General features: G+C 73.3%; 5 protein-coding genes. 4 read left to right on the top strand and 1 reads right to left on the bottom strand.

Going from position 1 to position 6,000, the window contains the following annotated elements; genetic code table 11:
• The first annotated feature begins 49 nt into the window (after positions 1–49).
• Entirely contained in the window at positions 50–1,567 is a 1,518-nt protein-coding gene (locus tag SSBG_RS20945) for an alpha/beta hydrolase (RefSeq protein WP_008748067.1), read from the top strand.
• Here SSBG_RS20945 and SSBG_RS20940 read toward each other — a convergent pair.
• Positions 1,554–2,678 carry a helix-turn-helix transcriptional regulator gene (locus SSBG_RS20940; RefSeq protein ID WP_008748066.1) on the bottom strand — a complete coding sequence of 375 codons (1,125 nt, stop codon included), beginning with the start codon at positions 2,676–2,678 and terminating at the stop codon, positions 1,554–1,556. The two genes, SSBG_RS20945 and SSBG_RS20940, sit on opposite strands and share 14 nt — an antisense overlap.
• A gap of 146 nt (positions 2,679–2,824) precedes the next feature.
• On the opposite strand from SSBG_RS20940, the gene SSBG_RS20935 reads away from it, so the two are divergent.
• From SSBG_RS20935 to SSBG_RS20925, 3 genes are all read left to right on the top strand, one after another.
• Positions 2,825–4,270 (top strand): MFS transporter, encoded by a 1,446-nt coding sequence (locus SSBG_RS20935; RefSeq protein WP_008748065.1) that lies wholly within the window; start codon positions 2,825–2,827, stop codon positions 4,268–4,270.
• A gap of 626 nt (positions 4,271–4,896) precedes the next feature.
• A complete protein-coding gene (locus SSBG_RS20930; protein ID WP_008748064.1) occupies positions 4,897–5,316 on the top strand; it encodes a hypothetical protein in 420 nt (139 codons plus the stop codon).
• Positions 5,317–5,578: 262 nt separating this feature from the next.
• Entirely contained in the window at positions 5,579–5,986 is a 408-nt protein-coding gene (locus tag SSBG_RS20925; RefSeq protein ID WP_037870298.1) for a hypothetical protein, read from the top strand.
• The last annotated feature ends 14 nt before the right edge of the window (positions 5,987–6,000 follow it).

The following is a 6,000-nucleotide window of genomic DNA, read 5'->3' as shown; positions in this document are numbered from 1 at the left end:
CCGCACGCCCCATGGGCGCCGGCCCCGCGGGCACGGAAGGCTCGGGGCCATGACGCAGACGCACGCCCCGAAGCCCCGTACCCGGAATTCCCGTACGCGGAAGCCGCGCACCCGGCGCCGCGCGACGGCGCTGGTCCTCGCCGCGGTGGCCACCGCCCTCGCCCTCCCCACCGCCGCCCACGCGGCCGTCCCCTCCCCCGCCGCCCTCGTCTGGACCCCCTGCGGCATCGCCCGCCAGGAGTGCGCGACCCTCACCGTCCCGCTCGACCACTCCCGCCCCCGCGGCCGCACCGTCCGTCTCGCCGTCAGCCGCATCCGCGCCGAGGGGACGAGCCGCGGGACGCTCGCCGTGATCCCCGGCGGGCCCGGCAGTTCCGGGGTGCGGCGGCTCACGAGCAAGGGGCCCGCGCTCATGGCGGCGACCGGCGGCCGGTACGACCTCGTGAGCTTCGACCCGCGCGGGGTGGGCGGCAGCACGACGGCCGCTTGCGCGCTGCCCGAGGCGGACCGGCGGCTCGCGACGCTGCGGTCCTGGCCGGGCGCCGGGGGCGCCGTCGCGGAGAACGCGGCGCGCTCGCGCCGTACCGCCGAAGCCTGCGGGAAGAACGGCGGGGCGGTGCTCGCGAGCTTCACGACCGCCAACGAGGTCCGCGATCTCGACCGCTTCCGCGCCGCGCTCGGCACCGCGAAGCTGTCCGTGTGGGCGACGTCGTACGGGACGTACGTGACGGCCCTGTACGCCCAGCGCCACCCCGACCGCACCGGCCGCGTCGTCCTCGACAGCAGCGGCGACCCGGACCCCGCGCGGGTGGAGCGCGGCTGGCTCGCGAACATGGCGCGCGGCGCCGAGGACCGCTTCCCCGACTTCGCCGCGTGGGCGGCGGACCCGGCGCGCGGGGCGGAGCGGCTCGCCGAACGCCCGGCGAAGGTCCGTACCCGCGTGCTCCGCGTCGCCCGGGAACTCGACGCGCGCCCGCGCGCCACCACGACCCCCGGGCTCCCGCTCACCGGCGGCATGTTCCTCCAGGCGCTCCAGAGCGCGCTCTACGACGACGCGGCCTTCCCGCAGTTCGCGGACCTGGTGCGGGCCGCCGACGCCACGCGCGCGGAACCGGTCGTTCTCCCCGCGTCCCTCGCGCAGCCCATGTCGCAGCAGGACGCGGCCGTCACCATCGGCGTGATCTGCAACGACGTCGAGTGGCCCGGCTCGGTCGCGGAGCACGCGCGGGCCGTCGCGAAGGACCGCGCGCGGTACCCGCTCACCGGTGGTATGCCCGTGAACATCACGCCCTGCTCGTACTGGAAGAAGCCCGCCGAGCCGCCGACGCGGATCACGGACGAGGGCCCGTCGAACATCCTCATGGTGCAGAACCTCCGCGACCCGGCGACGCCGTACAGCGGCGCGCTGCGGATGCGCGCGGCCCTGGGGCGCAAGGCGCGGCTCGTGTCCGTGGACAGCGGCGGGCACGGCTCGTACCTCGGGACGGGCGACGCGTGCGGGGACGCGGCCGTGACGGCGTTCCTCGTGGAGGGGGTGCGGCCCGGCCGCGACGTCAGGTGCCCCTGAGCGGGCGGCTCTCCCGCGTCCCCGGTTCCCGGCGCGCCCCGCCGCTCACCCGCCCGTACGGGCCCGGGCCCCGCGCGCGCCTCAGGCCACGCACGCCTCCGCGCCGCTCTCCGGCGCGGGCCGCGTGCCCCGCGGTCTCGCGTTCCAGCGCCATCTCGCGCAGCCGCTCCATGCGCCGTCCGGTCTCCTCGTCCGCCGGGGTGTAGGTGACCAGGCGGGGGCCGTGCGAGGGGCCGAGCCACAGGTCGGTGTGGGTGACGGTGAGCAGGCCGACGCGGCGGTTGCGGAAGTGCTTGGTGCGCGAGGTGGAGTCGATGATCTCCTGCCGCTCCCAGTGCGCGCGGAACTGCGGGTTCCGCATGAGCCGGGCGTGCAGGGCGCGGTAGGCGGGCTCGTCGAGGTGGTCGGCCATCGCGGAGCGGAACTTGGCGGCCATGACGCGCAGGGAGCCCTCGCCGTCCTCGAAAGAGTCGCGCCACTCCTCGTTGAGGCAGGACAGGACCATGCAGTTGCGGTCCTCCGGGGGCACCGCTTCGAGGTCGCAGAGCATGAGCCCGTAGACGCGGTTGTGGGCCAGGATGTCGTACCGGCTGTTCTGCACGCAGGCCGCGAGGGGTTCGAGCTGGTCGAGCATGGCGCGGACGGCGTCGGTGACGACCGGGCAGCGGGTGCCCGGGCCCGGGTCGGTGGCGTGCGCGAGGCCGAAGACGTGGCGGCGCTCGTGCGGGTCGAGGAGCAGGGCGCGGGCGACCGCGTCGAGGACCTGCGCCGACACCTGGATGTCGCGGGCCTGTTCCAGCCACGTGTACCAGGTGACGCCGACGGCGGCGAGGGCCGCGACCTCCTCGCGGCGCAGCCCCGGCGTGCGGCGCCGGGGCCCGCGCGCGAGGCCGACCTGCTCGGGGGTGATGCGCTCCCGGCGGCTGCGCAGGAAGGCGGCCAGCTCGCGGCGCCGCTCGGCGGCGGTGTCACCCGCGGCCGCCGCGCTCCCGGCCGCCGCCGCACTCCCCGCCGGTACGGTCCCGGCCGCCGGGGCGTTGCCGGCCAGGGCGTTCGCCGTGCCCGGTCCGCTCCTCGTCGTCCTGGCGCCCGGTTCCTCGATCGTCCGCATGGTGCAAGAGTGCCGCAGTCCGGGCACGTGGGCCAGCGTCCCCGTACTCCCAGCCTGGTGCCCCCAGTACCCGTATAAGGAGGCTCTGGTACCCCTCTGGGAGTGCGCGCAGGGTGGAGCACGTGACAGACACCGTGACACCCACCATGACTCCGTCCGCCCGGACCGGGCCCGCCGCGGCGGGCCCCGGCCCCCGTCTCCAGCCGCACGGCGCGGTGCTCGGCCCCTTCGGCCTCTTCTCCGTCCTCCTCGGGGCCGCGCTTCCCCTCGTGGACTTCTTCATCGTCAACGTCGCCCTGCCCGACATGGGCCGCGACCTCGGCGCGAGCGAGGCGATGCTCGAACTCGTCGTCGCGGGCTACGGCGTCGCGTACGCGGTCCTGCTCGTGCTCGGCGGGCGGCTCGGCGACCTCTTCGGGCGCCGCCGGCTCTTCCTGTGGGGCATGGCGGCCTTCGGCGTGACCTCGCTGCTCTGCGGGCTCGCCCCCGGCGCGGGCACGCTCGTGCTGGCGCGGATCGCGCAGGGCGCGGCGGCGGCGCTCATGCTGCCGCAGGTGCTCGCCACGATCCAGGCGACGACGACCGGGCCGCGCCGGGCCCGCGCGATGAGCCTGTACGGGGCGACGGCCGGCCTGTCGATGGTCGCGGGCCAGATCCTCGGCGGCGTCCTCGTCACGGCGGACGTGGCGGGGCTCGGCTGGCGGACCGTCTTCCTCGTCAACGTGCCGGTCGTCGTCCTCGGCCTGCTGAGCGCGGGGCGCGCGCTGCCCGAGACGCGCGCGGCGGCTCCCGCGCCGGTGGACCGCGCCGGTACGGGGCTGCTCGCGCTGACGCTCGTGACGCTGCTGCTGCCGCTCACGGAGGGCCGGGCGGCAGGCTGGCCGCTGTGGACGTGGCTGCTGCTCGGCGTCTTCCCCTTCGCGCTCGCCGCGTTCGTGGCCGTGGAGCGCGCCAAGGAGACGCGCGGCGGGGTGCCGCTCGTACCGCCGGGCCTGCTGCGCCTGCCCTCGATGCGGCACGGGCTGCCGCTGCTGCTCGCGTTCTGCGCCGGCTTCGGCGGCTTCATGTTCGTCGCGGCCATCGCGCTCCAGGAGGGGCTGCGCCTGTCACCGGTCGCGGCGGGCGCGGCGCTGGCCCCGATGGCGGTGGCCTTCTTCGCGGGGGCACTCGCCGGGCCGCGCCTGGTACGTCGCTGGGGCGGCCGGGTCGTGACGGCGGGCGCGCTGATCCAGGGCGCCGGGCTCACGATCCTCGCGGTGACGGTGCTGAGCGGCTGGCCGGACCTCGACGTGTGGCGGCTCGCGCCCGGCACGGTGCTCGCCGGCTTCGGCCAGTCCCTCCAGCTCCCGGTCCTGCTCCGCTCGATCCTCGCGGACGTCCCGCCGGAGCGGGCCGGGGTGGGCGGCGGGGTGATGTCCACGACGCAGCAGACGTTCATGTCCCTGGGCGTCGCGACCCTCGGCACCCTCTTCCTCGCCCTGACCCCGCACCTGGGCACGGGCCACGCCTTCGCCACGACCCTCTTCGTCCAGCTCGGCCTCGTCGCGCTGATGGCGGCGGCGAGCCTGCGCCTGCCGCGCCGGCTGGACTGAGCGGGACGTCGGTACGGAGCGGCCGGAGTGGTGCGGTTGCAGGACGATGGGGGTGGCGGGGCGGCACCACGGGCCCGCCACCCCCACCCCGCCCCCGGCCGCGCACCCCGTCACGGCGCACACAGGACGTGCGCAACTCCCCCTCGGGTGAGCACGAGACCACCACGGGATGACCATAAATCGGATATGTGCATTGTTGGCCGCAGGGCGCCTCCCGATGGCGCGAGGATTTGCTTTCTGTCTACCTGATTGCTCACTGCAACCAAACACGGGAAGGCTGCGGCGACAAGCCGCCCGCAAGCAGGTCGGCACCTAATACCCATGAGGCGACTTACCAGACAGCGAAAATTGGACGAGCACCACATTCGGCTTTCCCTGCGGGCGAATCCGCATCCGGACACAATGCCGCCCGATGACATGGAGTTCCCACGGGAGTGACGCGACCCCACAAGCGGAGTGATTTATTCCTTTTGCGACGCCTGATCGATCTGTTTAGGCTGCGGCTCGCGGTCGGTCATCGGTCACGGGGTGAACGAGCCGCCGAGGGACCGGGAACACCTGCTCCTTCACCCTCTTTGCGGGCCCAGTAATTCCTGGACGCGCGGCTATTCGAAAGGGGCAAACACATGAATCGCTTCGCAAAGGCTTCTTTCGTGGTGACCGCGGGGGTCGTCATGGCCATGGGATCGCAAGGCTTCGCCTCCGCGCAGGTGGGCGTGGACACCCGCCAGGGGACGACGTTCATCCCGCTGGGAAAAGGCGGCGAGGCCGAGTGGAACGACTACTACGAGCCCGAGCCGAGCAACGACGCGGACAGCTACTGGGTTCGTGACTTGAAGAAAGACGGCCACGGGATATTCATCCGGGTCGACCACCCCAACGGCCAGACCTACTTCAAGGCCTTCAACCAGGGCTACGGCGGCGGCGGGCTGGAGTTCAAGCCCGCCAACCTGCCGAACGGGCACACCGAGTGGATGACGATCTGCCTCAGCGAGAAGAACAAGCCCATCCAGAGCACCTGCGCGCAGACGAGCATCACGGAGTAGCGGGGGCCGGACGAGAGGCCGGACGACCGCGGGGAACCGGGAAGCCGGTCCCCCGCGCGGCGGAGACCTCGAAGTCACCGCGCGCGGTGCGCCACGACGCGGAATGCCGCCCACGGCGCCGCGTGAATCCGGCGATCACCGCGCGGGAACACCACCCGTTACGCGGACTTGAAATCAGCGAGGCCCGGTGATGCGGCGACCGCATTTCGCCGGGGCAAGCTCCCGCCCACCAGTCACAGGGTAAATCTCTATGCGCAGAACAGTGCGGCTCCCCCTCGGCATCGCAGCGGTCATGGCCGCGACGCTCTCCATGTCGTTCGCCGGCGCGGGGTCGGCGCAGGCTGACGCGAACCCGACCTCCTACTACTACATCGCCCCTCCTTTCAAGGCGCGAGCCAGGGTCGACTGGTGGGATTTCGATCCGGACACGCTGGAAGACATGGACGAATTCCGGGTCTACGACATCCTCTCGGACGGACACGGCGTCTACGCGGAATTCCGGCACCCGAACGGAAAGACGTACTCGGGAACCGTCACCACGGGAGCCGGGCACGGAGGTCTGCTGAAGATCGCCAATCTCAAGGACGGCACCACGGGAACCCTCAAGGTCTGCCTGACCGAGAACGGCAAGCCGCTGTCCTACTGCCAGTCGTGGAAGATCACCGAATAGTTTCCCGTCGGCCG

The organism is Streptomyces sp. SPB074, from assembly GCF_000154905.1.
Classification (GTDB): Bacteria; Actinomycetota; Actinomycetes; order Streptomycetales; family Streptomycetaceae; genus Streptomyces.
Note: the sequence above shows the minus strand (reverse complement) of the source record. Positions and strands in the feature narration are given on the sequence as shown.